This is a genomic window from Streptomyces yongxingensis, assembly GCF_055597465.1.
Genome location: NZ_CM145717.1, coordinates 6,152,894 through 6,177,607 on the forward strand (window position 1 = coordinate 6,152,894; position 24,714 = coordinate 6,177,607).

The following is a 24,714-nucleotide window of genomic DNA, read 5'->3' on the forward strand; positions in this document are numbered from 1 at the left end:
GCGCCCACCGACGCCCACGACGGCTTCCCCATCCGCGCCCAACCCCGCCGGCGCCGCACGGCGCATCCGGGCTCAGCCGTGTGGCACAGGGGTCGTGTTGAAGGGGCCGTGGCCGTGGGGTGGGGGGCCGGCGGCCAGTTCCTTGGCGGCTTCGGTCAGGTCCTTGGCGGTGTCGATGGCGCGCCAGTACGCGCCCTGAGGGAGGGGGAAGCCCGCCAGCCGACGTTCCCGCGCCAGGCGCGGGAAGGTGGTGCGCTCGTGGTCGCCCCGGTCGGGCAGCAGCGCGGTGAAGGCGGCGGAGAAGACGTAGACGCCCGCGTTGATGAGGTACGGCGAGGGCGGCGACTCGATGAAGTCCAGGACGTGGCCGAACTCATTGGTCTCCACCGCCCCCCACGGAATGCGCGGCCGGGCGAGGGCGAGCGTGGCGGTGGCGCCGCGCTCGTCGTGGAAGTCCGCCATGTCGCGGAGCGAGAAGCGGGTCCAGATGTCGCCGTTGGTGGCGTACCAGGGCTGGTCGGGCTCCGGGAGCCTGGCGGCGGCGAACTTCAGGCCGCCGCCGCGCCCCAGCGGCTCCTTCTCGACGACGGTCTTCACCCGCAGCGGCAGCTCCGCCGACTCGAGCCAGTCCTGGAGGACGGCGGCGAGGTGGCCGCAGGAGACCACGGCGTCGGTGACGCCCTCGGCGGCCAGCCAGGCCAACTGGTGGCCGATGATCGGAGTCCCGGTGCCCGGGATCTCGACCATCGGCTTGGGGCGGTCGTCGGTGTACGGACGCAGCCGTGAGCCCTGGCCTCCGGCCAGGACGACGGCTTGTGTGGGGCGCGCGGTCTGGTGGTGATGCCCGGGCCTGCGCTCGTCGTCATCGCTCATGAACCGCACCATATGCGGTGCGGGGACCGCCACAGGCGGAGCCGGAGCGGGAACGGGGGTGGGAAGGGCGGGGAGAGCCCCGACGGTACGGCGGGGGACGCGGTCAGCGGTACGCCTGGGTGATCCCGGACGCGAACGAGGTGTCGCAGACGGGCCGTGCGTACGCCTGGGCGCGGCTCACACCGCCGTACTTGGCGACCGCGGCGCGGCCGAGCGCACGGGCGATGGAGGCGCAGTGCTTGGCGAGCGAGGGCCGTTCGGCCGTCGCCACCTGGAGGTGGGTGAGCGCCACGGAGGGGTTCTTCTCCTGGAGCTCGGCGAGCAGCCGGTCGCGCAGCAGCTCATGCGGCGCCCGGTGGGTGGCGTGGGTGGACGCCCGGTCGGAGGAGGCGGTGAGGATCTGCGACTCGGCGCTCGGCGAGGCCCAGGGGACGCGGGTGACCGCGAGGGTGCCGGAGAGGACGAGCACGACGGGGAGGACGAGGGCGAGCGTTCTGCCGATGCGGCGGGCTGCGTGGTTCACGGGGTGGTTCCTCGCGGGTGGGTGGTACGGAGTGGGTTGTACGGAACTGCGGTACGGAACTGCGGTACGCGGTGATCGTAGCGAGGAGCGACGATTTGGCGACATTCCGTCACCAACCCGGGTGACGGAAACCCCCTCTTGCCGTTCGGAGGGTTGACGCTCGGGGTCGAAATGCTCGAAATGCCGGGGAATTTATCGACAACGCAACAACGCCGCCAACCCCGCACCCACCCCAACGCGACGGCGCCGCCCGTCCGCGGGAAGCGGACGAGCGGCGCCGTAGGAATGAACCGATTCGGAACGAACTGACTCGGGACGAACTGACGGGCCCGCGGCCTCAGTCGCTGAGCCGCTCCCCGGACGAGGTCGAGAAGACGTGCGTCTCACCCGGCCGCGGCACGACGTGGAGCTGCGCGCCCTTCTCCGGCACCTGGCGCCCGTTCACGCGGACGACCAGGTCCTTGACCTCGCCGCCGACCTCGGCGGTGCCGTAGACGTAGCCGTCGGCGCCGAGTTCCTCGACGACGTTGACGGTGACGGCGAGACCGGCCGGGGCGTCGTCGGACGCCTTGGTGAGGCCCTGGGCGGCGCCGCCGTTCTGCTCGACCACGTCGAAGTGCTCGGGCCGGACGCCCACGGTGACCGTACGGTCGCCCTTGTCGGCCGCGGCGCTCAGCGCCTCACGCGAGACCGGCACGACGCTGTTGCCGAACTTCACACCGCCGTCGGTGATCGGCACCTCGACCAGGTTCATCGCGGGCGAGCCGATGAAGCCCGCGACGAAGAGGTTGGCGGGGCGGTCGTACATGTTGCGCGGCGAGTCGACCTGCTGCAGCAGACCGTCCTTGAGCACCGCCACGCGGTCGCCCATGGTCATGGCCTCGACCTGGTCGTGGGTCACGTACACCGTCGTGATGCCCAGCCGCCGCTGGAGGCTGGCGATCTGCGTACGCGTCTGCACACGCAGCTTGGCGTCCAGGTTGGACAGCGGCTCGTCCATGAGGAACACCTGCGGCTCCCGGACGATCGCCCGGCCCATCGCCACACGCTGCCGCTGACCACCGGACAGCGCCTTCGGCTTGCGCTCGAGGTACTCGGTGAGGTCCAGGATCTTCGCCGCGTCCTCGACCTTCTGCCGGATCTCGGTCTTGTTGACGCCGGCGATCTTGAGCGCGAAGCCCATGTTCTGGGCGACGGTCATGTGCGGGTACAGCGCGTAGTTCTGGAACACCATGGCGATGTCCCGGTCCTTCGGCGGCAGATGGGTGACATCGCGGTCCCCGATCCGGATGGCCCCGCCGTTGACGTCCTCCAGCCCCGCGAGCATCCGCAGGGAGGTCGACTTCCCGCAGCCGGAGGGGCCGACGAGGACGAGGAACTCGCCGTCCTCGATGCCGATGTCGAGCTGGTCGACAGCGGGCTTCTCGGTGCCCGGGTACACCCGGGTTGCCTTGTCGTACGTGACGGTGGCCATGGTGATCTGTCCCTTCACCGGCAGGAACGTGCCGGACGATCCGAGTAAAGGAGGGGTCTAGTCCACCGGAGGTGGATTGGCGTGACGCTATACCGGCGAGGGCGGCCATGTCTCTAGCCGGGACCCCAGAATTTTCGAACGGATCACACCCGGGGGCCGGGTACACTGCAGGGGACGCCGACTTAGCTCAGCTGGTAGAGCACCGCTCTTGTAAAGCGAAGGTCGTCGGTTCGAACCCGACAGTCGGCTCTGCGAAACCGCAGGTCACCCATGTGACTCTGCGGTTTTTTCTTCGCCGCGGCGGCCTGGGGGCAGGTCCCCGGGGCCGTGGGCCGGTGGCGCGGGACGGGGTGTGCCGGTCGAGCGGCGGGGGCGGTCCGGGGTCCGTCCGGGCACATGGGTTGATCATGTTGGCCCTTGCAGCTTCCTGCATCCGCTGTTGCCGATCCGGATTCGATCCGTTGATATGGCCTGCACACGGATATCAGGGGGAAGAAATGCATGAGCGTGAGTTCCGTGCCTTCGTATCCATCGCCGAGATCGGCCGCATGGATGAGGCGGCGAGGGCACTTGATTATTCACAGCCGGCCATCAGCTACCAGATCAAGTGTCTTGAACAAGCCTTGGGTGTGCGGCTTTTCACGCGGGACTCCACGGGTACTCAGTTGACCAAGGCGGGGCGTGCGATTCTGCCGTCCGTACGGGCCGTGCTGGCGCTCATTGATGACATGAAGGACGCGTGTGCGGCGGCCTGAGGCGGCTTGTCACCGGAAGCCCTGCGGCGTACCCGGTGGGCCGGTCTCGGCCGGTACGGGCTGGATCGCCCCCTTGCGCCGTGTCCGCACCCGTGCATGGACAGCGCTGTCATCGGTGTAAAGCGCGTCACAACTGGGGCGGGGCCGTCTGGTGCGGGGTGCGCCGCAGGGCGCGGTGAAACCCCAAGTGACCAGGGAGTTCGTGGCGTTGGCGTAGGATGGGCGGGGATAGCGGACCGTGTCGGGGCGGCGTGGGCACATAGCTGACAGCAAGCGGCCATCGGGCGCCGTCGTGATTGCGCACCGTGCCCCTACCGCTGCGTTGCGCACCCGGAGGGTGATCGTCCGAGCTGCGTTTCCGGGCAGATGTGCAACTTGATGTCAATCCCGTGGTCCGGATGCGGAGCCGGGTCGGTTTCCGCTCCTGACGTGGCCGATTTATCCGAACGTTATCAACTATGATGCGTTGACTGAGGCGCGGCCAGCGAACTAATCTCGCCGCCGCACGGCCTGGGGGGCGGCCTTCCGGAGAGAACGCACGCTGGTTAACGCGCACTTGAACGTACGTGAATGTACGGCGATGCAGGGGGGAGCGGGCAGTTCCGATGCCCGTGTCATTCGGGGATTAAAACGCTGGGGAAATCGTCGGGCGTCATGCGGCCGCAGCTCGGCCGTGCGGCCGCTCGGCGTTCATCGACGGGTACGCGGCAGGTCTGTCGCGTACCGATGGGGGAGTCATGTCAGAACTGTCGAATTCGAGTGGAAGATCCGACGGCGTAGAAGAGACGCTCAAGCAGGTGTGCGAGCTCATCGAATCGGCGGTGACCCTGCACCGCTCCATTCCGCCACAGCCCTCGCCCATGGTGCTCGTCACCGATGGCGTGGCGGTCGCGCAGGCCGTCGGGCGTCTGCTGGCCGGTGCCAAGTACAGCGTCAGCGTGATCGTGCCGGGTGCCCTGGAGCGGGCCAAGCCGATGCTCGCGATGATGGGGCGGTTCGCCGCGGTGGCCAAGTCCGGCGTCACCGTCCGGCTGCTGTGCACCCCGCAGGTGCTCGCGGTGCCCCATGGCATCCTCGCCGCGGTGCGCGCGGGCCAGTTGGGCTTCGAGGTCCGGGTCACCGACGCCGAGCTGCACGGGACCGTCATCGTCGACGGCAAGGCGGCGTTCGGGCGGTCCGGGCCCGAGCGCGACGGCCGTTACGCCACCGTCAACACCGACCTCGCCTCCGTGCGCGCGCTGTATCTGATGTTCGCCGGGGCCTGGGGCAGCGCGATGCCGGTGCACGAACATCTGCGGCTGGCCGAGCGGCTCCGCTCGGACTCCATGCGGGTGATCCTCGAGCGGCTCAGCGAGGGGCACACCGACGACGTCGCGGCCAAGAAGATCCAGATTTCGCTGCGCACCTACCGCCGCCATGTGGCGACGATCATGCGTGACGTGGGTGCGAGCTCCCGCTTCCAGGCGGGCGTGCGCGCGGTCGAGCTCGGGCTGCTCGCCCAATCGGGCCGCGAGCTGGTGGATTGAGCGAATTCACGGGGGTGAGGGCAATGAGGGTTCCCACACCGGCGGGGGCCGGGGTCCAGCGACAGCACGATGACGACGACGGGGACGACGGGCCCCGCCACCCGGGGGACGACGGGCATCCCGGGGACTTCGGGGACGACGGGCATCCCGGGGACGACGGGCACCCCGGGGACTCCGGGGACGGCGGGCACCCTGCGGACGACATCACCGAGGAACTCCTCGCGGTCCGCGCGCTCATCGAGTCCACGGTGGTCAAACACCGCGACCGGCAACTGCGGAACTCATGGGTCGCGGCCGTCGAGGCGGACGACAAGGAAGTGCACGCCGCGGCGCAGGACCTGCTGCGCACGGCCACGGAACGGGTGGACGTGGTGCTGGCGGCGGAGGCCGCGCATGTGCACGTGCTGCACGGCGCGCTCGACGGCTGGCTGCGGTCGGGCGGCGACACCGTGCGCACCCGGATGCTGTGCGCCCAGAACACCGTGGACTGGGGCTTCGTACAGCGGCATGTGCGGGACGGGAACTCCCTGGAGGTCCGGGTGGCGCGCATCCCGCTGCTCGCCGCCCTCATCGTGGACGGCCGGGCCGCGCTGGTGTGCGCGGACTCGGCCGCGGGCCGACGCGCCTCCACCCTCCGGGACTCGGGCGTCATCGAGACGCTCCAGACGCTGTTCGACGGCATCTGGCGGACCGCGCTGTCGGTCAGCGAGCGCATCGAGCTGGGCGAGCGATCGCGCGGCGAACTGGTGCGGCCGATCCTGGAGCGGCTGCGGCTGGGGGCCACCGATGAGGTCGCGGCCCGCGAGTTGGCGGTCTCCGTGCGCACATACCGCCGCTATGTGGCCGAAATCATGGCGTTGCTGGGGGCCAACTCGCGGTTTCAGGCGGGGGTACGGGCGGCGGAATTGGGCCTGCTGCCCATGACACCGTCCCAGGATCCGCCGAAGCCATGACGATGATGGCCGGAAACGGCGAGCCGAGCAGGGCCTCCGATGGCCGGAAACGCCGCTGATCGGCGAGGTCCCGCTCGGGTCTGGCAGCTTCCTGTAGTGCCCTTTGCGGAGGGTTCTCGGCGGTCGATACACATGGCGACGAGGGAATTCAGCCCCGGTGCCGCGGCGCGGGGGAGTTTCCCCGCCGGCGGCATTCAACCCCCGAGAACGCTGCCGGAGCGGAGGTTCGGCGACGGTTTCCAGCCGCACCGGACCTCCGCGAATCCTCACGGGATATCGCGGGATACCGGCATCTCGCGGCGTATCGCGGGGCCTCGCGGCTATCGCTGAACCTCATACGCGCGGGAAGCGGGACTGCAGGTCCCACACCACGGGGTTGTCACCGAGCCCCTCGTGCAGATCCGTGAGGTCGGCGATCAGGTCGTGCAGGAAGTCGCGGGCCTCGCGGCGCAGCGCCGCGTGGTTGAAGGTCAGCGGCGCTTCCTCGGACGGCACCCAGTCGGCGGTGATGTCCACCCAGCCGAAGCGGCGCTCGAAGAGCAGCCGGTCGGTCGATTCGGTGAAGTCCAGCTCGGCGTGGACCGGGGTGGCCGAGCGGCTGCCGCGCGGGTCCCGGTCGAGCCGTTCCACGATGTCGCACAGCGCCCAGGCGAAGTCGAGCACCGGCACCCATCCCCAGGCTGTGGACAGCTCGCGGTCCGTCTCCGTATCGGCGAGGTAGACGTCCCCGCAGAACAGGTCGTGCCGCAGGGTGCGCGGGTCCGCCCGCCGGTAGTCGGTCTGTGGCGGGTCGGGGAAGCGGCGGGAGAGGGAGTAGCCCAGGTCGATCACGCGGTCGATGGTGTCATGGGGCGCGGGGCCGCCCGCCCGGCGGGCGGCCCCGCGCTCGCCGTACGAGCGCGGCTCAGTGCCCCCGCGCGATCCACTCCTCCAGATGCGGGGCCTCGTCCCCGACGGTCGTGGAGTCGCCGTGGCCGGTGCGGACCACCGTCTCCGGGGGCAGCGTCAGCAGCCGCTCCCGGATCGACTCGATGATCGTCGGGAAGGACGAGTACGAGCGCCCGGTGGCGCCCGGGCCGCCCTGGAAGAGGGTGTCCCCGGAGAAGACCGTGGTCAGCGCCGGTGCGTACAGACAGACCGCACCGGGGGAGTGGCCGGGGGTGTGCAGCACCCGCAGCGGCGTCCCGGCCACGGTAAGGACGTCACCGTCGGCCAGCGGCTTGTCCGGGGCGCGGTCCGGGTGGCGCATCCGCCACAGCACCTCGTCCTCCGGGTGCAGCAGGATCGGCGCGCCGGTGCGCTCGGCGAGCGCCGGGGCCGCGTCGATGTGGTCGTCGTGGCCGTGGGTGGAGATGATGCCGAGCAGCCGGCGGCCGCCGACGGCGTCCGCGATGGCGTCGGCGTCATGCGCGGCGTCGATCACGTACACCTCGTGGTCGTCGCCGATCAGCCACACGTTGTTGTCCACCTCCCAGGTGCCGCCGTCCAGCGAGAAGGTGCCGGAGGTGACGAGGTGGTCGACGCGTACGGGCGGAGGGGTCATCAGAACATCACCACCGAGCGGAGCACCTCACCGCGGTGCATCTTGGCGAACGCCTCCTCGATGTCCTCGAGCCCGATGGTCTCGCTGACGAACGCGTCCAGATCGAGGCGGCCCTGTTGGTAGAGGTCGATCAGCATGGGGAAGTCGCGGTCCGGCAGACAGTCGCCGTACCAGGAGGACTTGAGCGCCCCGCCGCGCCCGAAGACGTCCAGGAGCGGCAGCTCCAGCTTCATCTCGGGGGTGGGGACGCCGACCAGGACGACGGTGCCGGCCAGGTCGCGGGCGTAGAACGCCTGCTGGTAGGTCTCGGGGCGGCCCACCGCCTCGATGACGACGTCGGCGCCGTTGCCGTCGGTCAGCTCGCGGACGGCCTCGACGACGTCGGCGCTCTTGGCGTCGATGGTGTGGGTGGCGCCCAGCGAGCGGGCCCACTCCAGCTTCCGCTCGTCCAGGTCCACCGCGATGATCTTCGCGGCCCCGGCCAGCCGCGCCCCGGCCACCGAGGCGGCGCCGACCCCGCCGCAGCCGATCACGGCGACGGAGTCACCGCGCTGGACGTTGCCGGTGTTGAGCGCGGCGCCGATGCCGGCCATCACCCCGCAGCCGAGCAGCCCGGCCGCGGCGGGCGAGGCCGAGGGGTCGACCTTGGTGCACTGCCCGGCGGCCACCAGCGTCTTCTCGGCGAACGCGCCGATGCCGAGCGCCGGGCTGAGCGCGGTGCCGTCGGTCAGCGTCATGGGCTGCTGCGCGTTGTGGGTGTTGAAGCAGTACCAGGGGCGGCCGCGGCGGCAGGCCCGGCACTCGTGGCAGACCGCGCGCCAGTTGAGGATCACGAAGTCGCCGGGGGCCACCTCCGTGACGCCCTCGCCCACGGACTCCACGATGCCCGCGGCCTCATGGCCGAGGAGGAAGGGGAACTCATCGTTGATCCCGCCCTCCCGGTAGTGCAGATCGGTGTGGCAGACGCCGCACGCCTGGACCCGGACCACCGCCTCGCCGGGGCCGGCGTCCGGCACCACGATCGTCTCGAGCCTGACCTTCTCGCCCTTGCCGGGGGCTACCACGCCGCGTACCTGTTGAGTCATGACAGCAGCGTAAGTGGCGACCAGCGGCTACGACAGGGATGACGAGGCCCGTCCGGAACGGGCCGCACCGGTCCCCCGGTGCGGCCCGTCACCGCTTCGGCGGACCGCTTACTTCACGTTGATCGCGGTCCAGGCGGCGGCGACCGCCTTGTACTCGGTGGAGTTGGCCCCGTAGAGGTCGGAGGCGGCGCTGAGGGTGCCGGTGCGGGCGCCCGCGTACTTGGTCGTCGAGGTCCAGTACGTGGTCAGGGCCCGGTACCAGATCTTGATGGCCTTGTCCCGGCCGATCCCGGTGACGGTCGAGCCGTCGTAGGTCGGGCTGTTGTAGCTCACGCCGTTGATCACCTTCGCGCCGCTGCCCTCGGACAGCAGGTAGAAGAAGTGGTTGGCGGGGCCGGAGGAGTAGTGGACGTCGATGTTGCCGAGCGTCGAGGACCAGTAGTCCTTGGACGCCCCGTCCTTGCTGGGCTTGTCCTGGTAGCGCAACGGGGTGCCGTCACCATTGATGTTGATCTTCTCGCCGATGAGGTAGTCACCGACGTCCGCGGAGTTGCCCGAGTAGAACTCCACCGCGGTGGCCATGATGTCGGAGGTGGCCTCGTTGAGACCGCCGGGCTCACCGCTGTAGTTGAGGTTCGCGGTGGCCGCGGTCACACCGTGGCTCATCTCGTGGCCGGCCACGTCCATCGAGGTCAGCGCGTTGGCGTTGCCCGAGCCGTCGCCGTACGTCATGCAGAAGCAGGAGTCCTGCCAGAAGGCGTTGACGTAGTTGTTGCCGTAGTGGACGCGGGAGTACGAGCCCACGCCGTTGTTCTTGATGCCGTTGCGGCCCAGGAACTCCTTGTAGAAGTCCCAGGTCTCGGCCGCGCCGTAGTGCGCGTCGACGCCGGCGGTCTGGCGTCCGCCGCCCCATACGTCGTCCGCGTCGGTGAACAGGGTGCCGGTTCCCGAGCTGCCCTGGTTCAGGTCGTACGTCTTGTGGTTGCCCCGGGTGGAGTCGGTGAGGCTGTAGGTGGAGCCGCTCTTGGTGGTGCCCAGGGGCACCGTGCCGCTGTACTTGCTGGTGCCGGTGCCGGTCTCGACGCCCTCCCACTGGGACAGCTTCTTGCCCGTGGTGGCGTCGGTGACGACGTGCAGCTCGCTCGGGGTGCCGTCGGCCTGCGTGCCGGTGACGACGGTCTCCCAGGCCAGGACGGGCGTGCCGGTGGCCGCCCAGACCACCTTCCGCGGCGACTTGGCCTTCTCACCGGTGGTCGCCTTCGGCGCGGCCTTCAGCGCGGTGCCGGAGGCGGCCGAGGGGGCCACGGCGGCGTCGGTGCTCTTGACCGCTATCCGCGCGTCGGTGGCCTTGTTGACGGAGCGCGCGCCGCTGGTCTTCTCGTGGACGACCAGGTCGCCGCCGAGGACGGGCAGCCCCGCGTAGGTGCGCTCGTAGCGGGTGTGAACGGTTCCGTCCGCGTCCTTGATGACGTCGCGGACGAGGAGCTTCTCCTTGGCCCCGAGCCCGAGGGACTCGGCCTGCGCGGAGGCGTCGGCCTGGGCCGCCTTGATCGCGGTGGCGCGCTCGCCCGCGGTCAGCGGAAGCGCCGTGGCGCCCGCCTCGCGGGAGCGCTCCGGCTGGGCGCTGGCCTGGCCGGTCTGCACGCCGATGACGACCATGGCGGCGGAGGCGACGAGCGCCGCCACGCGGACGGTCTTCTTACGGGGGGAGGAAGCGTTGGGTCTCACTCGGTCTCCTTGCCTTGGGGCCGCCGGGTCGCGGCCCTGCGTAGGGGGTACGGACGGCCATGGGTGGGCCGTCCGGTCGAGCAGGAGTGGTGCGAGTGGTGCACAGAGAGGTGCGTGAGGGCCTTACCGCGGAGTCAGAAGACGCGCGGCGGACCGACCAGAGATTGTCATTGAACGATCGATTGGGATAGGCGCGTAACAAGAATTTGACTCGACGTTGTTCAAGTGGGGGCGAATTCGGTCAGCGAGGCATGAGGCAACAACGGCTGGTTGATGCCGACTTATGCCGCTACGTCATGCCCTCGCCGCATCGGCACCTCCGGCCGGGCCGGGGGCGGGTCCCGGCCGATCGCCCAGGTGACGAGCGCGGCGGGGCGATCGGCGGGCGCGGAGGGCGGGGTTGCTGTGCGTTGCTGTGCACGCGACGAGAAGACGATCTGTGGGGTGGGCCGTGCCCCACCGCGTTTCCCGAGGCGCGGTCAGAACTCCAGCACGGCCCGGTAGCGCGCGCGTCCGTGGCGGACGTGGTCGAGCGCCTCGTCGATGCGCGCGACCGGGAACGTCTCGACGGCCGGGCGGATGCCGTGCCGCGCCGCGAAGTCCAGCATCCGCCGGTTCTCCTCCGCTGATCCCACGACGCCGCCGACGAGCCGCTTCTCGCCCGGCAGCAGGCTCAACGGGTGGACGCCGAACGGCCCGTGGGGAACGCCGACCACGCACAGCGTCCCCTGCGGGCGCAGCGCCGCGAGATACGCGTCCCACGGCAGGTCGGCCGAGACGGTCGAGAGGATGAAGTCGAACGAGTCCGAGGCCCGCCGCAGCCCCTCCTCCGCGACGATGAACTCATGGGCGCCGAACCGCCGGGTGTCGTCCGCCTTCGCCGCCGTCGAGGAGATGGCGGTCACATGGCAGCCCCACTTGGCGAGGAACTGGATCGCGAGGTGGCCCAGACCGCCCACGCCCACCACGGCGACCCGGTCCGTGGGCCGGACCCCGTTCCGGGCGATCGCCGAGAAGACCGTGATCCCGGCGCACAGGAGCGGCGCCGCGTGCTCGGAGGCGAGGGCGTCGGGCAGGGGCTGGACGTACCGCCAGTCGCTCGCCCGCACCCGGGTGGCGAACGCGCCGCGGTCGCCGCGCAGCGCCGTGTCGTCCTTGTGCGGGCACAGATGCTGCCGGCCGGTGAGGCACCACTCGCAGACGAAGCACGCCCCGGCCACCGCGCCGACGCCCACGCGCTGACCGACGGCCAGCCGCGTGCCGTCGACGGCGCTGCCCACGGCCTCGACCACGCCGACCGCCTCATGCCCCGCGACCACCGGGAACCGGGACACGCCGTACACGTCGTCCACCAGGCCGACGTCGGTCTGGCAGACGCCGCAGTGCGTCACGGTGACGTCGACCTCCAGGGGGCCCAGGGGCTCCGGCTCGTACTCGAGCGGCTGTACAGGGCCACCGGCTTGCTCCACCGCGTACGCGCGCACGGTCATGCGTCCCCACCTCACTTTTTTCTAACTAACTAGTTGGTTGGATTTTTGTACGCTACGCGCCCACGCCCAACGCCCGCAACTAACCAGTTGGTAACCTGGTCCCCGTGTCTCCCCGGAAAAGCGATGCCACCCGCCGCCGCCTGCTCGACGCGGCCACCGCCGACTTCGCCGCCCATGGCATCGCGGGCGCCCGGGTCGACCGCATCGCGGCCGCCGCGGGCGTCAACAAGGCGCAGCTTTACGCCTACTTCGGGGACAAGCTCGGCCTCTTCGGCGCCGTCTTCCGCCTCCACGCCGACGCCGTCGTCGACGCCGTGCCGTTCACGGCCGACGACCTCCCCCAGTACGCCGTGCGGCTGTACGAGACCGCCATCGAACGGCCGGAGCTGATCCGCCTGGCCACCTGGGCCAAGCTCGAAGGAGTGGTCACCGGCAACCTGGTGACCGAGTCATCCGCCGTCACCGTCAAACTCCAGGCGATCGCCGAGGCCCAGGCCGCCGGCCGGGTCACCGCCTCGATCGACCCCCAGGACGTCCTCGCGCTGGTCCTCGCCATGGCCCTGACCTGGTCCGCCGCCGGGCTCTCCGCCACCGCCGCCCCCGACGACCCGCCCGAGGCCCACACCCGCCGCAAGCAGGCCCTGGCCCAGGCGGTCTCGGGCGCCTTCCGGGTGCCCGTTCCCTGAACGGGTGACATGCGGCCGAAAACGGCTTTGAGCCGTTCGCTCCGGCTGAAAGGATCGCGCCACCGGGGGAGGGGCCGCTGTGACACTTACACCTGCTGAGGATGCCTTCGGCGCGTTGAGCGCGGCGGCTCCCGAGGGTTGGCGCGTGGAGTTCGTCGAGGGTGCGATCCACGTGACGGGCCCCGGCGATGGGGGGCATGCGGAGATCGTGTCGTCCGTGTCCGGTCAGGTGAGGGACCACCGGAACGGGCTGAGGTGCTACACCGGCCTCGGCCTCCACCTTCCGGGTACCTCGCCGGAAGGCAGGGGCTTACCCGACCTTGTCGTCGCGCCGAAGGGCAGTTTCAGGAACTCCCTGAAGTTCCAGGGCCCGGGAGCGGTGATGTTGGTCGGTGAGGTGACGTCGGCTGTGACAGCGGAGCGGGATCGGGGCCCCAAGCTGCGCGGTTACGCGGCGGCGGGTATTCCGTTCTACCTGCTGATCGACCGGGAGCGGAACCAGGCCGTCCTGCACTCCCTGCCCGCTGGGAAGAGGTACACCCGCAAGGTCGAGGTCGACATCTCCCAGCCGCTGTCGCTGCCCGAACCTCTCGGCTTCGACCTGGACACCAGTGAGTTCTGACCCGTTCCCCCGCGACGGCGAGGTGGCCGTGGACACGGCGAGGGCCGCCCCGGGTGCGGGGCGGCCCTTGGTGGTGGTGCGCTGGTGGAACCTCAGACGTTGACGCCGAAGTCCTTGGCGATGCCCACCAGGCCGGAGGCGTAGCCCTGGCCCACGGCGCGGAACTTCCACTCCGCGCCGTTGCGGTACAGCTCGCCGAAGACCATGGCGGTCTCGGTGGCCGCGTCCTCGCTCAGGTCGTAGCGGGCGATCTCGGTGCCGCCGGCCTGGTTGACGATGCGGATGAACGCGTTCCGCACCTGGCCGAAGTTCTGGCTGCGGGACTCGGCTTCGTAGATCGAGACCGGGAAGACGATCTTCTCCACGTCGGCCGGCAGACCGGCCAGGTTGACGTTGATCTGCTCGTCGTCGCCCTCGCCCTGGCCGGTGACGTTGTCACCGGTGTGGACGATGGTCTGGTCCGGCGTGGACTTGTTGTTGAAGAACACGAAGTGCTGGTCGGAGTAGACCTTGCCGTTCGTGTTCACGGCGATGGCGCTCGCGTCGAGGTCGAAGTCGGTGCCCGTGGTGGTGCGGACATCCCAGCCGAGGCCGACCGTGACGGCGGTCAGGCCCGGTGCCTCCTTGGTGAGCGAGACGTTGCCGCCCTTGGACAGGCTTACAGCCATGGGGAGTCCCTTTCGTGGTCTCTATGGTCCGAGGCGACGGGCGAAGCCGTCGTCACCCTCCACAACGCCATGAATGGCCCGACAGGTTCCAGCTCTCTTTACTTTCTTTGCCAAACCCTGATGTCCGGGTACGACGAGATAACGAGATGACGCCGCCGGGGTCGGCAGGCGACCATGGGGGACATGTCCGCGCCCTATGTCATCCGAGGTTCTGTCTCCTTGCCGGAGGCCGAGTTGATGTGGCGTTTCTCGCGGTCCTCCGGGCCCGGCGGACAGCACGTCAACACCAGCGACAGCCAGGTCGAGCTGCGCTTCGACCTCGCCCGCACCGAGGCGCTGCCGCCCGTATGGAAGGAGCGCGCCCTGGAGCGGCTGGCGGGCCGGCTGGTGGACGGGGTGGTGACCGTACGGGCCTCCGAGCACCGTTCGCAGTGGCGCAACCGCGAGACGGCCGCCGTAAGGCTCGCGTCACTGCTCGCGGAGGCGACCGCGCCACCGCCCAAGCCGCGCCGCCCCACCCGGATCCCCCGGGGCATCAACGAGCGGCGGCTGCGCGAGAAGAAGCAGCGGAGCGACGTCAAGCGGGGGCGTACGGGACGGGGCTGGACGTAGCCCCCGGGCCGGCCGGGCCGACCGGGCTGCCCGGTCACCGTTCCCCGGTCGCCACCCCTTCGGCGTCCTTCACCCCAGCGCCCGGTAGCGCCCCCTGAAGTACGTCAGCGGCCCGCCCTCCGCGGCCGGTGCCGCCGCGGCGAGCACCCGGGCCACCACCAGCGTGTGGTCCCCGGCCGTCACCCGCTGCTCGGTGCGGCACTCCAGCGTCGCCAGTGCGCCCACCGCGAGCGGGGCGTCCGTGTGCTCGCCCCGCACCACGGACATGTCCTCGAACAGCAATCTGTCGCTGATGCGCCCCTTCATGGCGAATCGTCCCGCGATGTGCCGCTGACCTTCCGACAGGACCGATACCGCCCAGTGGGGCTGTCGCTCCAGGAGCTCGTCCATCCGGGACCCGTTGCGAACGCTCACCATCACCAGCGGCGGGTCAAGTGACACTGACATGAACGCGGTGGCCGTCATGCCGACGTCCTCGCCGCGCGGCCCCTCCTCCGGGTCGTGCGCGGTCACCAGCACCACGCCCGCGGTGAACCGCGACAGCGCGGCGCGGAACTCGTCCTCGCTCACCCCACCAGCATGGGGGACGGCGGGCTCGGCTGGGCTGGAAGGTCTTGTCGAGAACACCCTTCGACGCTAACCGCCCCCGGCCGGTCCCCGCATCGGGCCCGGGGACCAGTGCGGGCGTAGGTCGCGGGCCGTAAGCCGGGTGCCGCACCGGAGGGCGCGCGACCCGTCTGGACGGCCGCCTCGCATGGCCGGGCGCCCTCGTTCCGGGATTTGCGATCACAAAAGCCAGGAGCGCTCCCACGCGCTCTGCTGGGGGCGTGAACACGGTCTGTGACATGAGTCACAGCAGGCGGTAATTGTTGACCCTGTGTACCGAGTGGGCAGCTCGCTGTGATTCAGTGGCCGTGGCAATCGGACGACAAGACGCCAGGAGTTTGCTGTCGAGGTCTCGGGGGAGTGCGATCGATGGAGACCGAGTCGGAGCCGTACATCCGCCTTGCGACACTGCGGCAGCTGCACCAAGTGGTCGCCGATCTGAACACCGCCCGCAACCTCGCCGACACGCTTCAGGCCGTCGCCGACGGTGTCATCGCCGGACTCGGCTTCGAACTGTCGGCCGTCAACCTCGTCCGCCCCGACGGGGACCTCGTGGTCGCCGCCGTCGGCGGCAGCGCCGGGGCCGAGGCGCTGATGGCCGGGCGGGTCGGCTCCCGCTGCTCCTGGGAGCGCCGGCTGTCCATGGGCGAGCGCTGGGGCGATCTGCGCTTCATCCCGTACAGCGAGGGCTGGGTCCTCGACGACGACGACGTCCCGCAGTGGCACACCCCAGGGCCCGCGCCCCGCTTCCCCGACGAATGGCATCCGATGGACCGCCTGTTCGCCCCGCTCCACGCGGCGGGCGCCTCCGGCGGCGAGCTCATCGGCGTCCTGTCCGTCGACAAACCGCGCAACGGCCGCCGTCCCGGGGCCTGGGGCCGCGAGGCCCTCCAGATGTACGCCTTCCACGCCGCCGTCGCGATCGGCAACGCCCGGCTGCGCGGCAATATGCAGCGCGCCCTGCTGCGCCTGGAGCGCGAGCAGCAGGCGCTGCGCGCCAGCGAGGAGTCCTTCCGGCAGGCGTTCGAGTACGCGCCCAGCGGCATGGCCATCGCCGAGATGGGCGGCGATCAGCACGGCCGGCTGCTGCGCACCAACGACGCCCTGTGCCGGCTGCTGGGCCGCCCGGCCTCCGCGATGCGCCGCTTCTCCTTCTCCGACCTCGTCCACCCCGAGGACATCGGCACCCTGCTGCGCACCTCCGCCGAGGGCGGCCGCGCCGAGCTGCGGCTGGCCCGCCGCGACGGTTCGTACGTCTGGGTCTCGCTGCGCAACTCGGTGGTGGCCGACGCCGCCGACGGCCCGCGCTTCCTGCTCACCCATGTCGAGGACATCGAGGAGCGCAAGCGCCATGAGCTGCAGCTCGCCCACCGCGCCAGCCATGACTCCCTGACCGGCCTGCCCAACAGCGCGGAGCTGCGCGCCCGGCTCGCCGCCCGGCTGTGCGCCACCCCGCCCCGGCCGGGCGGGGGGTACGAGGACGGGGGCGCCTCGGACAGCGGTGTCGCGGGCGCCGGCGGGGTCTATGTGGACGCGGCGGGGCATCTGCACGGCTTCGACGAGTTCGAGTGCTTCGGCACCCCGCCCCCGGTCGAGACCGCCCCGTTCGACGGCCATGTGCACACCGTCCCGCCCAACGAGGACTCCGACATCGACGACGGCCACAAGGGGCTCGCGGTGCTCTTCTGCGACCTCGACGGCTTCAAGTCCATCAACGACCGGTTCGGGCACCACGCGGGCGACGCCGTGCTCATCGAGGTCGCCCGCCGGCTGACCAACGGGGTGCGGGAAGGGGACACGGTCGCCCGCCTCGGCGGTGACGAGTTCGTCGTCCTCGCCGACGGCCTCGGCCGGGCCGACGCGGCGGACCTGGCGGTGCGGCTGCGGAACGCGATCACTCCGCCCATCCGGGTGGACGGCCGGGCCGTCCGGGTCGGCGCCAGCTTCGGCATCGGCTGGGCGGGCTGCGGAATGTCGGCCGAAGAGGTGCTGCACTCCGCTGACCAGCGGATGTACATCGAGAAGCGGTCCCGCTCCAAGGAGCGCCGCCGGGCCGGATGAGGTAGGGGGGCGGTCGGTCGCGGTAGGCTGCGCCGATGCGGCCCTGCCGCCGACAGTGAACCGATCATGAATATTGGCCATCCGGACAGCACACGCCCTGTTGAGGCCCTCTCGACCCTGATATGAGCTGTCGTGGCGCGTTCTGATCCTGCGCCGATGGCCATATGCATAGGGGAGTGACGAGGGATGACGGCCGGCAACAACGGCTCGGGCACACCGGAGAACGACGACCCGTTCGCCTACCTGTATCGCTCGGAGGGCGATCAAGGGAACGAGGGCGGTCAGTCGGGCCAGCCGGGTGCCGCCCCCCGCACCGGTGGCTATGGCTACCCCGGCCCGGCCCAGCCGGGGGTTCCCCGCACCTCGTACAACCAGGTCCGCGCGGTGGGCGAGCGCAACTACGGCCAGCAGATCCCGAACCAGCAGCCGCAGGGGTACGGCCAGCAGGGCGGCTATGGCCGGCAGAACGCGCACTACGCCGCCCCCGAGACCCTGCCCGGCGGCGCCCCCCGCCAGCCCGGTGCGGCCGCCCCGCGCGGCGGCCATGGCGGAGGCGGCCGGGGCCCCAACAACAAGGGGCTGCTCATCGGGGCGATCGCCGTGGTCGCGGTGGTCCTCGTGGGCATCGGCGTCGCCATGATCACCAACGGTGACGACAACAAGGACGACCAGGCCGACCCGGCCGGCCGGCCCACGGCGGGCTCCAGCGTCCGGCCCAGCGAGCCCTCCGGACCCTCCAAGGGCCCGGGCGGCGAGAAGCTGCCCACCGAGGACGCCGCGAAGATGAAGCTGACCGGTGGCGCGGCCCCGGCGAGCGACATCAAGGGCGCCAAGGCCGAGGGCGGCACCTACGTGGGCGGGCTCAACACCCCGGGCTCGTCCGCGACCTGGAGCGTGGACGTGGCCAAGGCGAAGTCCTACCGGCTGTACGTCACCTACGGCGTGCCCGGTGAGGACCAGAGCATGTCGCTGACGATCAACGGCAAGAAGGAGACGCGGCCGCTCAACATGAAGAACTTCTCGGGCGCGCCGAAGGGTGACTACGAGAAGGGCTGGACGGAGACCTGGTCGATCGTCCAGCTCAACAAGGGCACCAACACGATCACCGTGTCGTGTGAGCCCGGGGACAAGTGCGACGCCAACATCGATCAGATGTGGCTGGAGAAGGGCAAGGGCTAGGACCGGGGCGGCGCTCGCGGCGGCCTCAGGCCGCCGCCGGGTGCTCCGTCACCTCGACCCGCGCCAGTACCTCGTCGTAGACCGCACGGTCGAACTCGCCCGCCACCGGGGCCCTTACGGCCGCCGCCGACAGGGCCACCGCGCGGGCCAGCCGGTCCGGCCACGGCGCCTCCTCGACCAGCCCGGACAGCAGTCCCGCGACCGCCGCGTCCCCGGCGCCCGTCGGATTGCCCGTCAGCCGACGCGGCGGGGTGGCGCGCCAGGCGCCGTGGGCGGTGATCGCGAGCATGCCGTCGGGTCCCAGCGAGGCGGCCACCGCGCGTGCCCCGCGCCGCCGGGCGTCGCGCGCGGCGCGCAGCGGGTCGGTGGAGCCGGTGAGCCCGGCGAGCTCGTCGGCGTTGGGCTTGACAAGATGGGGGCGGGCGGCGATGCCCCGGCGCAGCGGTTCGCCGCTGGTGTCCAGCAGGGTGGGCACGCCCGCCGCATGCGCTTCGCGGATGAGCTGGGCGTACGTCCCGACGGGGACCCCGGGCGGCAGGCTGCCGCACAGCGCGACCGCCGACGCCTCGCGCAGCAGCCGGCCGTAACGGTCCATGAAGGTGGACCACTCGGGGGTGGTGACGATCGGGCCCGGCTCGTTGAGCTGGGTGGTGTCGCCCGTGGCGGCGTCCACGACGCCGATGGTGCGCCGGGTGGTGCCGGCGATCGGGACCAGCGCGTCGGTGATCGTGCCGCGAGGTGCCTTGGGGCCGCCGCCGGGCGGGGCGATCTCGGCGAGCAGTTGCCGCAGCACCGCACCGGTGACCCCGCCGACGAAGCCGGTGACGACGGTGTCATGGCCCAGCGCGGCCAGCACCCGGGCCACATTGAGGCCCTTGCCGCCGGGCCGTTCGGTGACCTCGGTGACGCGGTGGGTGGTGTGCGGGCGCAGCTCCGGCACCCGGTAGGTGACGTCGAGGGCGGTGTTGAGCGTGACCGTGAGGATCACCCTGGCATCCCCTCTCCCGTCCCCCCGCCGGACGGAGACTCCTGTGCTGAATGCGACTGTGTGCCGAGCCGTGCCCGTGCCCGAGCGATCATGCCAAAACGAGTGGCTTCGGCCCAGACCTCCGCGTCGTTCCGGACAGCGTCGGACAGTGTCAACACCCGTCACCACTGCCAGACATCAGGGCACTTCAGCTCAGTTCGGGATGGACCACCCAAGCGCCCCCGCGCATCACGCCCCGCAGCCGGAAGTCGTCGTCGAGCACGACGAGATCGGCGTCCTTGCCGGGTTCCAGCGAACCCACCCGGTCGGCGATGCCCAGCACCCGGGCCGGGGTCGCGGACAGCGCCCTTACGGTCGCCTCGACGCCGAGCCCGTCGATCGTGACGGCCCGGCGGAAGGCCCGGTCCAGGGTGAGGGTGGAGCCCGCGATGGAACCGGCCGTCGGCCCGTCGCTGATCCGTGCGACGCCGTCCTTGACCTCGACCTCCATGGGGCCGAGCGGATAGCGGCCGTCGCTCATGCCCGCCGCGCCCATCGCGTCGGTGATGAAGGCGACCCGGTCCGCGCCCGCCCGGTGGAAGGCCAGCCCCAGGACGGCGGGGTGCAGATGCGTGCCGTCGTTGATCAGCTCCACCGTGACCCGCTCGTCCTCCAGCAGCGCGGCCACCGGGCCGGGGGCGCGGTGCAGCAGCGACGGCATCGCGTTGAACAGGTGGGTCGCCACGGTCGCGCCCGCCTCGACGGCCTCCAGCGTCGCCTCGTACGTCGAGTCGGTGTGGCCGACGGCCGCGAGGACCCCGCTGTCGGCCAGCAGCCGTACGGATTCCAGCCCGCCCGGCAGTTCGGGGGCGAGGGTCATCATCCGCGCGGTGCCGCGCGCCGCGTCCACCAGCTTGCGCACATCCGCCGGGTCGGGCGCGCGCAGCAGCGAGGGCTGGTGGGCGCCGCAGCGGTGGGGGGAGATGAACGGCCCCTCGAAGTGGATGCCCGCCAACTCGCCCTGCTCCACCAGCTCCGAGAGGGCGGCGGCCTGCCGGGCGAGGTCGTCCAGATCGCCGGTGACGGTGGAGGCGAGCATCGTGGTGGTGCCGTGCCGCCGATGCGTACGGATGGCGGTCAGGGACTCCTCGGGGGTGCCCGCCGAGAACGAGGCACCGCCGCCGCCGTGCACATGCAGGTCCACGAAGCCGGGGACGATCCAGCCGCCCGCCAGGTCGAGCGCCCGGTCGTCGCCGCCGGGCGCGGAATCCGCTGAGAGTCCGGCCGCCGGGCCCCCCGCCGGCGCGGCCGCCGGCCCTGCCGCCGTGATGCGCGTGCCCTCGACCGTCACCCGCCCGTTGTCGACCACGCCGTCCGGCAGGACCACCCGGGCGCCGGTGAGATGCGTTCGCTGGACCATCAGGCGGTTACCTCCGTGGAGAGTCGGTCCCAGGCGAGCAGACCCGCGCCCAGGCAGCCGGCGGTGTCCCCGAGGGCCGCCGGGACGATACGGGGAAGCTGCTGGAAGGTGAGCCGCTCCTCGACCGCGGTGCGCAGCGGCGCGAACAGCGTCTCCCCGGCCTCGGCCAGCCCACCGCCGACGATCAGCACACCGGGGTCCAGCAGGGTGAGGGCGGTGACCAGGCCGTCGGCGAGCGCGCCCACCATCTCCCCCCACACCGCCACGGCCCTGGGATCGCCGGACCGGACGGCCTTGGCGCAGTCGGCGGCGTCGGCGGCCGGATCGCCGCTCGCGGCGGCCCAGGCGCGGCCCACCGCGGCCGCCGAGGCGAGCGTCTCCAGGCAGCCGGACTGACCGCAGCCGCAGGCGGCGCCGCCCGGCCGGACGACGATGTGGCCGATCTCGCCGGAGGAGCCGTGGGCTCCGGGGTCGATGCGCCCGTCGACGCCGATGGCGCCCGCGATGCCGGTGCCGACGGAGACGAAGAGGAAGCGCCGTGCCCCCTCGCCCGCTCCTATGCGCCCCTCGGCCAGCCCGCCCATCCGGACGTCATGGCCGAGCGCGACCGGGATCCCGCCCAGCCGCTCGGTGAGCAGCGCCCGCAGCGGGACGTCGCTCCAGCCGAGGTTGGCGGCGAAGACGGCCACCCCGCGCTCCTCGTCCAGGACCCCGGGCACGCCGACCCCCGCGGCCAGCGGGGGCCCACCGAACCGCCGCTCGCCGATCTCGCGCAGCTCGGCGGCGAAGTCGAGGATCGCGGCCACGACCGCCTCGGGTCCGCGCTCCCGCTCGGTGGGCCTCCTGGCCTCGTGGAGGAGTGTGGTGTCCGCCCCGACCAGGGCGGCCTTCATACCGGTGCCGCCCACATCCAGGGCGATGACGTGTTTCACATGGAACAGTCTCGCGCGATCCACCATGAGAGGTCTAGTCCACTCGCCGCTTCTCGTCGGGAGATCACGCCGTTGCGCGTAAGGGAGTTGGTATGAACCTGCCCTTCCGTTTGTGACTGGGTGACACATCCCACTTACGCGTGTAGCACCCCGCTCACCTGGGCAATTGAGCTCCGATACCGAAGCGATATGGCCATGGTGTAGACCTTGTGGAGGTTTGCAAGGCAGACTCGCTCGACCTCGGGGGGAGGACCCTTGAGGATGAAACAAGCCATAGGGTGGGAAAACAGCGGTGCAGCGGCGACGGTTCTTGGGTCTGACAACGGCGGGTGTCGCGGCGGTGGCGACGGCACCAGGACTCACGGCCTGTGGCAGCGACAGCTCCGGCTCCGACGGTGATGTCACCTTGAAGGTGGTCGCGGCCGACTACGGCGACAGCACCGCCAACAGCTCCCAGAAGTACTGGAACAAGGTCGCCCGGGCCTTCGAGGCCAAGAACGGCGGCCTTAAGGTCGACGTCAAGGTCTACAGCTGGACCGAGGTGGACCGGCGGGTGGCCGAGATGGTCAAGAACGGTCAGGCCCCGGACATCGCGCAGATCGGCGCGTACGCCGACTACGCCGCGCAGGGCAAGCTCTACCGCGCCGACGAGATGCTCTCCATCCCCACCCAGGCCGGTTTCATCACCTCGATCGCCCATGCGGGTGAGGTGCGGCGGGTGCAGTACGGGGTGCCGTTCGTGGCCAGCGCCCGGCTGCTCTTCTACAACAAGAAGCTCTTCGACCGGGCCGGGATATCCTCCGCCCCCACCAGCTGGGACGAGCTCAAGGAGGCGGCCGTCCAGCTCAAGGCCAGTGGGGTGAAGATCCCGTACGGGCTGCCGCTCGGCCCCGAGGAGTGCCAGGCCGAGACCATGATGTGGATGCTCAGCGGCGGTGGCGGCTACACCGACGCCAACGGCAGTTACACCATCGACTCCACCGAGAACATCGCGGCCTTCGAATGGCTGCGGGACGAACTCGTCGGCGCGGACCTCACCGGCCCCGGCTCCCCGGCCCGCACCAACCGCCAGGACACCTTCGACGCCTTCGCCCGCGGCGAGGTCGGCATGCTCAACGGCCACCCGACCCTGATGCAGCAGGCGTCCGCCCACGGCATCACGTACGGCACCGCGCCGCTGCCCGGCCGCAGGGGCAAGTCCCCGTCGACGATGGGCGTCGCCGACTGGCTGATGGCCTTCAAGCAGAACGGTCACCGTAAGGAGATCGGGAAGTTCCTCGACTTCGTCTACACCGAGAACAACGTGCTGGACTTCGTCACCGAGTACGACCTGCTGCCGGTGACCACCGCCGTCGAGCAGACGATGCTCGGCGACCGTGAGTACAAGCGGCTGTGGCGGTTCCTGGACGAGCTGGAGAGCGCGGAGTTCTACCCGGCCGACAAGACCTCCTGGGCGGAGGTCAGCAAGCTGATCAAGCAGAAGATCGGCTCGACCGTGGCCAAGGGCGGCGACCCGGCGAGCGTGCTGGGCCAGATCCAGCGGGAGGCCGACGCCATGGAGAATGCGGGGGCATGACAGTGGACACGCCCGGCCCCGGCCCTTCCGGCGACCCCGCCGACCGAGTCGAGGACCAGGTCGAGGACGAGGGGCGGGAGCGGGAGCGGGATCAGGAGCCGGGCACGGATGCCGGGCTGTCCGACCGCGACCAGGCCGTGCTCGCCGTGGAGCGGCGCGGCTGGCCGGGCCCCGGCGCCAAGGAGCGGGCGATACGGGAGCGGTTGGGGCTCTCCCCGACCCGCTACTACCAACTGCTGAACGCGCTGCTGGACGATCCCAGGGCCCTGGAGCACGACCCGGTGACCGTCAACCGGCTGCGCCGGATCAGGGACGAGCGCCGCGGAAGGCGCTGACGCACCTCGGGGCGGGACGGCCGGAACCCGTGCACTGGCGCGGCGGCCGGAACCGTGCACGGGCGGGGGCGGGGCCCTTCACCGGCGGGACGCCCGGGGGAAGCGCGCCGTGCCGCCGGGCCCGGTAGGGTCACCGCCATGGGCAGCGCTATGGGAAGTCACCCCGTCCCCGTACCCACCACCTCCGCCGGCCGTGAGGGCCTCGCCGCCCTCCTCGAACGGCCCGGCCGCGCCGTCGTCGGACTCGACTTCGACGGCACCCTCGCCGAGATCGTCCCCGATCCCGACCAGGCCCGCGCCCACCCCGGCGCCGTCCCCGCGCTCTCCCGGCTGGCCCCGAGGATCCGCTCCGTCGCGGTGATCACCGGACGCCCTGCCGAGGTCGCCGTACGGTACGGCGGCTTCGCCGGGGCCGAGGGGCTGGACGGGCTCGTCGTTCTCGGCCTCTACGGCGCCGAGCGCTGGGACGCGGGCAGCGGCGAGGTCCAGGCGCCCGAACCGCACCCCGGCGTCGCCGCCGTCCAGGCCGGACTCCCCGCCGTCCTCGAGGAGCACGGCGCCTCGCGCGGCACGTGGATCGAGGACAAGGGCCGCGCCGTCGCCGTCCACACCCGCCGCGCCGAGGACCCCCAGGCCACGTTCGAGCGGCTGCGTGCGCCGCTGCACGCGCTCGCCGAGCGCCACGGGCTGATCGTCGAGCCCGGCCGACTGGTGCTGGAGCTGCGCCCGCCGGGCATGGACAAGGGCGTCGCGCTCATCGACTACGTACGGCGGACGGGCGCGGAAGCCGTGCTCTACGCGGGCGACGACCTGGGCGACCTGGCCGCGTTCGCGGCGGTGGAGCGGCTGCGCGAGGAGGGCGTGCCGGGGGTGCTGGTGTGCAGCGGCAGCACGGAGGTGACCGAGCTCGCCAAGCGGGCCGACCTGGTGGTCGACGGCCCGGCGGGTGTGGTGGACCTGCTGTCGGCTCTGGCGGACACGGTCAGCGGCGAAGCCGCGTAGGGCTCGGCGGGACATCGCCCGGCATCCGGGTCGCGCCGGGTATCCGGGTCGTGTCCGGCGCCCAGGTCGCGCCGGGCACCCGGGCCGCGCCCGTACCC

Annotated in this window: 24 protein-coding genes and 1 tRNA gene; 12 read left to right on the plus strand and 13 right to left on the minus strand. The window is 71.3% G+C overall.

Annotated elements, in window-relative coordinates; genetic code table 11:
• Positions 1-72: 72 nt before the first annotated feature.
• The 3 genes from ACZ6TD_RS26595 to ACZ6TD_RS26605 form a co-directional block, all read right to left on the minus strand.
• A complete protein-coding gene (locus ACZ6TD_RS26595; RefSeq protein WP_471342175.1) occupies positions 73-873 on the minus strand; it encodes a nucleotidyltransferase family protein in 801 nt (266 codons plus the stop codon).
• A 103-nt stretch (positions 874-976) separates the two neighbouring features.
• Positions 977-1,396 carry a hypothetical protein gene (locus tag ACZ6TD_RS26600; RefSeq protein ID WP_471342176.1) on the minus strand — a complete coding sequence of 140 codons (420 nt, stop codon included), beginning with the start codon at positions 1,394-1,396 and terminating at the stop codon, positions 977-979.
• Positions 1,397-1,733: 337 nt separating this feature from the next.
• Positions 1,734-2,870, minus strand: coding sequence for an ABC transporter ATP-binding protein (locus tag ACZ6TD_RS26605; RefSeq protein ID WP_471358041.1), 1,137 nt, complete (start codon positions 2,868-2,870; stop codon positions 1,734-1,736).
• 176 nt (positions 2,871-3,046) lie between these two features.
• On the opposite strand from ACZ6TD_RS26605, the gene ACZ6TD_RS26610 reads away from it, so the two are divergent.
• The 4 genes from ACZ6TD_RS26610 to ACZ6TD_RS26625 all read left to right on the plus strand — a co-directional run bounded on the left by ACZ6TD_RS26610 (position 3,047) and on the right by ACZ6TD_RS26625 (position 6,104).
• Positions 3,047-3,119: transfer RNA gene (locus ACZ6TD_RS26610), tRNA-Thr, on the plus strand.
• 248 nt (positions 3,120-3,367) lie between these two features.
• Positions 3,368-3,625, plus strand: a complete 258-nt coding sequence (locus tag ACZ6TD_RS26615) for a LysR family transcriptional regulator (protein ID WP_471342178.1) — start codon at positions 3,368-3,370, stop codon at positions 3,623-3,625.
• A gap of 797 nt (positions 3,626-4,422) precedes the next feature.
• Positions 4,423-5,151 carry a helix-turn-helix transcriptional regulator gene (locus tag ACZ6TD_RS26620; protein ID WP_471342179.1) on the plus strand — a complete coding sequence of 243 codons (729 nt, stop codon included), beginning with the start codon at positions 4,423-4,425 and terminating at the stop codon, positions 5,149-5,151.
• Positions 5,152-5,174: 23 nt separating this feature from the next.
• Positions 5,175-6,104, plus strand: coding sequence for a LuxR family transcriptional regulator (locus tag ACZ6TD_RS26625; RefSeq protein ID WP_471342180.1), 930 nt, complete (start codon positions 5,175-5,177; stop codon positions 6,102-6,104).
• 333 nt (positions 6,105-6,437) lie between these two features.
• Here the strand turns inward: ACZ6TD_RS26625 and ACZ6TD_RS26630 are convergent, their stop codons facing one another.
• From ACZ6TD_RS26630 to ACZ6TD_RS26650, 5 genes are all read right to left on the minus strand, one after another.
• Entirely contained in the window at positions 6,438-6,935 is a 498-nt protein-coding gene (locus ACZ6TD_RS26630; protein ID WP_470003435.1) for a hypothetical protein, read from the minus strand.
• Positions 6,936-7,008: 73 nt separating this feature from the next.
• Positions 7,009-7,647 (minus strand): MBL fold metallo-hydrolase, encoded by a 639-nt coding sequence (locus tag ACZ6TD_RS26635; RefSeq protein ID WP_471342182.1) that lies wholly within the window; start codon positions 7,645-7,647, stop codon positions 7,009-7,011.
• On the minus strand, positions 7,647-8,732 hold the full coding sequence (locus ACZ6TD_RS26640; RefSeq protein WP_471342183.1) for an S-(hydroxymethyl)mycothiol dehydrogenase: 1,086 nt from the start codon (positions 8,730-8,732) through the stop codon (positions 7,647-7,649). Before ACZ6TD_RS26640 ends, ACZ6TD_RS26635 begins: the two co-directional genes overlap by 1 nt.
• 108 nt (positions 8,733-8,840) lie before the next feature.
• Positions 8,841-10,460, minus strand: a complete 1,620-nt coding sequence (locus ACZ6TD_RS26645) for a M4 family metallopeptidase (protein ID WP_471342184.1) — start codon at positions 10,458-10,460, stop codon at positions 8,841-8,843.
• Between the two features lie 479 nt (positions 10,461-10,939).
• A complete protein-coding gene (locus ACZ6TD_RS26650; RefSeq protein ID WP_471342186.1) occupies positions 10,940-11,950 on the minus strand; it encodes an NAD(P)-dependent alcohol dehydrogenase in 1,011 nt (336 codons plus the stop codon).
• Positions 11,951-12,054: 104 nt separating this feature from the next.
• Between ACZ6TD_RS26650 and ACZ6TD_RS26655 the strand changes: the two genes are divergently transcribed.
• Together ACZ6TD_RS26655 and ACZ6TD_RS26660 are read left to right on the plus strand one after the other, a co-directional pair.
• Positions 12,055-12,636 carry a TetR/AcrR family transcriptional regulator gene (locus tag ACZ6TD_RS26655; RefSeq protein WP_471342187.1) on the plus strand — a complete coding sequence of 194 codons (582 nt, stop codon included), beginning with the start codon at positions 12,055-12,057 and terminating at the stop codon, positions 12,634-12,636.
• A 172-nt stretch (positions 12,637-12,808) separates the two neighbouring features.
• Complete coding sequence (locus ACZ6TD_RS26660; RefSeq protein ID WP_471358043.1) at positions 12,809-13,258, plus strand: Uma2 family endonuclease; 450 nt, start codon at positions 12,809-12,811, stop codon at positions 13,256-13,258.
• Positions 13,259-13,350: 92 nt separating this feature from the next.
• Here the strand turns inward: ACZ6TD_RS26660 and ACZ6TD_RS26665 are convergent, their stop codons facing one another.
• On the minus strand, positions 13,351-13,926 hold the full coding sequence (locus ACZ6TD_RS26665; protein WP_210949255.1) for a TerD family protein: 576 nt from the start codon (positions 13,924-13,926) through the stop codon (positions 13,351-13,353).
• 174 nt (positions 13,927-14,100) lie between these two features.
• Here ACZ6TD_RS26665 and arfB point away from each other — a divergent pair, with 174 nt between their 5' ends.
• On the plus strand, positions 14,101-14,538 hold the full coding sequence (arfB, locus tag ACZ6TD_RS26670) for an alternative ribosome rescue aminoacyl-tRNA hydrolase ArfB (protein WP_471342189.1): 438 nt from the start codon (positions 14,101-14,103) through the stop codon (positions 14,536-14,538).
• A gap of 69 nt (positions 14,539-14,607) precedes the next feature.
• On the opposite strand, the gene ACZ6TD_RS26675 is transcribed toward arfB, so the two are convergent.
• Positions 14,608-15,108, minus strand: coding sequence for a flavin reductase family protein (locus ACZ6TD_RS26675; protein WP_471342190.1), 501 nt, complete (start codon positions 15,106-15,108; stop codon positions 14,608-14,610).
• 405 nt (positions 15,109-15,513) lie between these two features.
• Here ACZ6TD_RS26675 and cdgB point away from each other — a divergent pair, with 405 nt between their 5' ends.
• Positions 15,514-17,205 (plus strand): diguanylate cyclase CdgB, encoded by a 1,692-nt coding sequence (cdgB, locus tag ACZ6TD_RS26680; RefSeq protein WP_471342192.1) that lies wholly within the window; start codon positions 15,514-15,516, stop codon positions 17,203-17,205.
• Positions 17,206-17,391: 186 nt separating this feature from the next.
• On the plus strand, positions 17,392-18,384 hold the full coding sequence (locus tag ACZ6TD_RS26685; RefSeq protein WP_471342194.1) for a carbohydrate-binding protein: 993 nt from the start codon (positions 17,392-17,394) through the stop codon (positions 18,382-18,384).
• A gap of 25 nt (positions 18,385-18,409) precedes the next feature.
• Here ACZ6TD_RS26685 and ACZ6TD_RS26690 read toward each other — a convergent pair whose 3' ends face one another.
• The 3 genes from ACZ6TD_RS26690 to ACZ6TD_RS26700 all read right to left on the minus strand — a co-directional run bounded on the left by ACZ6TD_RS26690 (position 18,410) and on the right by ACZ6TD_RS26700 (position 21,703).
• Positions 18,410-19,372 carry a 1-phosphofructokinase family hexose kinase gene (locus ACZ6TD_RS26690; protein ID WP_471342195.1) on the minus strand — a complete coding sequence of 321 codons (963 nt, stop codon included), beginning with the start codon at positions 19,370-19,372 and terminating at the stop codon, positions 18,410-18,412.
• Between the two features lie 187 nt (positions 19,373-19,559).
• Complete coding sequence (nagA, locus tag ACZ6TD_RS26695; protein WP_471342197.1) at positions 19,560-20,771, minus strand: N-acetylglucosamine-6-phosphate deacetylase; 1,212 nt, start codon at positions 20,769-20,771, stop codon at positions 19,560-19,562.
• The gene (locus tag ACZ6TD_RS26700) at positions 20,771-21,703 is read right to left on the minus strand and encodes an ROK family protein (RefSeq protein ID WP_471342198.1); all 933 of its coding nucleotides are present in this window, start codon (positions 21,701-21,703) and stop codon (positions 20,771-20,773) included. The genes nagA and ACZ6TD_RS26700 overlap by 1 nt, the downstream gene beginning before the upstream one ends.
• 292 nt (positions 21,704-21,995) lie before the next feature.
• Between ACZ6TD_RS26700 and ACZ6TD_RS26705 the strand changes: the two genes are divergently transcribed.
• The 3 genes from ACZ6TD_RS26705 (at position 21,996) to otsB (ending at position 24,616) form a co-directional block, all read left to right on the plus strand.
• The gene (locus ACZ6TD_RS26705; protein WP_471342200.1) at positions 21,996-23,279 is read left to right on the plus strand and encodes an extracellular solute-binding protein; all 1,284 of its coding nucleotides are present in this window, start codon (positions 21,996-21,998) and stop codon (positions 23,277-23,279) included.
• 116 nt (positions 23,280-23,395) lie between these two features.
• Entirely contained in the window at positions 23,396-23,614 is a 219-nt protein-coding gene (locus tag ACZ6TD_RS26710) for a DUF3263 domain-containing protein (protein WP_471358046.1), read from the plus strand.
• 138 nt (positions 23,615-23,752) lie between these two features.
• Complete coding sequence (otsB, locus tag ACZ6TD_RS26715; protein ID WP_471342201.1) at positions 23,753-24,616, plus strand: trehalose-phosphatase; 864 nt, start codon at positions 23,753-23,755, stop codon at positions 24,614-24,616.
• Positions 24,617-24,714: the final 98 nt, after the last annotated feature.

Excerpts from the sequence above, each read along its gene's own strand:
- ACZ6TD_RS26595 (WP_471342175.1), bottom strand. The coding sequence starts at position 873 with ATGAGCGATGACGACGAGCGCAGGCCCGGGCATCACCACCAGACCGCG.
- ACZ6TD_RS26605 (WP_471358041.1), bottom strand. The coding sequence starts at position 2,870 with ATGGCCACCGTCACGTACGACAAGGCAACCCGGGTGTACCCGGGCACC.
- ACZ6TD_RS26615 (WP_471342178.1), top strand. The coding sequence starts at position 3,368 with ATGCATGAGCGTGAGTTCCGTGCCTTCGTATCCATCGCCGAGATCGGC.
- ACZ6TD_RS26625 (WP_471342180.1), top strand. The coding sequence starts at position 5,175 with ATGAGGGTTCCCACACCGGCGGGGGCCGGGGTCCAGCGACAGCACGAT.
- ACZ6TD_RS26635 (WP_471342182.1), bottom strand. The coding sequence starts at position 7,647 with ATGACCCCTCCGCCCGTACGCGTCGACCACCTCGTCACCTCCGGCACC.
- ACZ6TD_RS26640 (WP_471342183.1), bottom strand. The coding sequence starts at position 8,732 with ATGACTCAACAGGTACGCGGCGTGGTAGCCCCCGGCAAGGGCGAGAAG.
- ACZ6TD_RS26650 (WP_471342186.1), bottom strand. The coding sequence starts at position 11,950 with ATGACCGTGCGCGCGTACGCGGTGGAGCAAGCCGGTGGCCCTGTACAG.
- ACZ6TD_RS26665 (WP_210949255.1), bottom strand. The coding sequence starts at position 13,926 with ATGGCTGTAAGCCTGTCCAAGGGCGGCAACGTCTCGCTCACCAAGGAG.
- arfB (WP_471342189.1), top strand. The coding sequence starts at position 14,101 with ATGGGGGACATGTCCGCGCCCTATGTCATCCGAGGTTCTGTCTCCTTG.
- cdgB (WP_471342192.1), top strand. The coding sequence starts at position 15,514 with ATGGAGACCGAGTCGGAGCCGTACATCCGCCTTGCGACACTGCGGCAG.
- ACZ6TD_RS26685 (WP_471342194.1), top strand. The coding sequence starts at position 17,392 with ATGACGGCCGGCAACAACGGCTCGGGCACACCGGAGAACGACGACCCG.
- nagA (WP_471342197.1), bottom strand. The coding sequence starts at position 20,771 with ATGGTCCAGCGAACGCATCTCACCGGCGCCCGGGTGGTCCTGCCGGAC.
- otsB (WP_471342201.1), top strand. The coding sequence starts at position 23,753 with ATGGGCAGCGCTATGGGAAGTCACCCCGTCCCCGTACCCACCACCTCC.